A 1,680-nucleotide genomic window follows, 5' to 3' on the forward strand; every position below is an offset into this window, starting at 1 on the left:
AGCAGCTTCGGCCGCGCCATCAGCGCGCGCCCGATCGACAGCATCTGCTGCTCGCCGCCCGACAGCGTGCCGCCGCGCTGGGCGATGCGCTCCTTCAGCCGCGGGAACAGCGTGAACACCTTCTCGACGTCCTCGTCATAGTGCTTGAGGTTGTCGAGGCTGGCGCCCATCTGCAGGTTTTCCATCACAGTCATGCGCGGAAAGATGCGACGTCCCTCGGGCGACTGGGCGATGCGCAGCCGCGCGATCTCGTGCGTCGGCATCTGCGTGATGTCGGTGCCGGCGAAGGTGATTGAGCCCACGCGGGCGCGCGGCGCGCCGAAGATGGTCATCATCAGCGTCGACTTGCCGGCGCCGTTGGCGCCGATCAGCGCCACGATCTCGCCCTGGTTGACGCTGACGTCGACGCCGTTCAGCGCCCGGATGTTGCCGTAGTAGGTCTGGACGCCCTTGATATCGAGCAGCGTTGCACCGGCCATTATTTACGCCCTCCGCGCTTGTCCGCGGCGGGTTTGGCCGCTGTCCCCCGTGAGGGATGGCTGGTCTCGACCTTTCCGGCGTCGACACGGCGCGAGAATTCCGTCTCCTTGCCCGTGGCGAGCAGCTTTGCCTGGCCGACCCAGTCTTCGCGCGTTATGCGCCCGTCGAAGGCCAGATAGGTTTCGGCGGCCTCCACATCGGCCTTCTTCCAGGCGGCGATCTGGTCGAAATGGAAGATGCCGTGCTCGTTCAGCTTCTTCTCGTTGACCGTACCGATGCCCTTGATGCGGGTCAGGTTGTCGGCCTTGCCGCCGCGAGGGGCGTCGAGGCGGTTGGAAACGCCACCGGCCTTCGCCGCCGGCGCCTTGGCGGCTGGTTTCCTGGCCGCGCCGGCCTTTGTCGCCGGTTTGGCAGGCGTGGTGCGCGGCGGCGCGACAGGCTTGCTGGCCACCGATGCGGCACGCGCATCCACCTGGGCGGCCTTCGAGGCGCCTTTCGATACCGTGACCCGTTCGCCCTGGTCCGCGTGTTCGACGGTGTCGGTCACCGGCCCGGCGAAAAAGGAAGACGATGAGCCAGGACCATGCGCGGCATCAGGGCCGGTATCGAGCTGTTCGATCACGTCCTCGTCGCCGACTTCGGTGAGCACTTCTTGCACTTCCTCGTCGTCGACACCGAGATAGGCGGCGATGACGCGCGGATCGGTTCTCACCGACTGCGGATTGCCGTCGGAGATCTTGCGGCCATATTCAAGCACGACGACATGGTCGGAGATCTGCATGACCACCGACATGTCGTGTTCGATGAGCAGGATCGACGTGCCGGTGTTGTTCTTGATGTCCATCAAGAGCTCGTTGAGCGCGGCCGATTCCTTCGGGTTGAGGCCGGCTGCCGGCTCGTCGAGGCACAGAAGCTCCGGCCCCGTGCACATGGCGCGCGCGATCTCCAGTCGCCGCTGCGCGCCATAGGGCAGGTCGCCGGCCGGGTCGTCGGCGCGGTCGACGAGATCGGCCTTCTCCAGCCAGTGCTTGGCAAGCTCGATCGACTCCGCCGACGCCTGGCGATAGCTCGGAACGCCGAACAGACCGAGGAAGGTGTAACCGGATGCCTTCATCAGCTTGTTGTGCTGCGCGACGAGCAGGTTCTCCAGCAGCGTCATGCCCGAGAACAGGCGGATGTTCTGGAAGGTGCGCGCCACCT

2 protein-coding genes are annotated in these 1,680 nt (G+C 65.8%); both read right to left on the reverse strand.

The features are described 5' to 3' along the window. Positions 1-479 (reverse strand): ABC transporter ATP-binding protein (locus Q0L57_RS14555; protein WP_296743710.1); only part of this gene is annotated, 479 nt, incomplete at its 3' end. Next, positions 479-1,680, reverse strand: a 1,202-nt coding sequence (locus tag Q0L57_RS14560; protein WP_296743712.1) for an ATP-binding cassette domain-containing protein, incomplete at its 5' end; no start/stop codon positions are given. The genes Q0L57_RS14555 and Q0L57_RS14560, both read right to left, overlap by 1 nt.

The organism is Mesorhizobium sp. (assembly GCF_024509055.1).
Classification (GTDB): Bacteria; Pseudomonadota; Alphaproteobacteria; order Rhizobiales; family Rhizobiaceae; genus Mesorhizobium.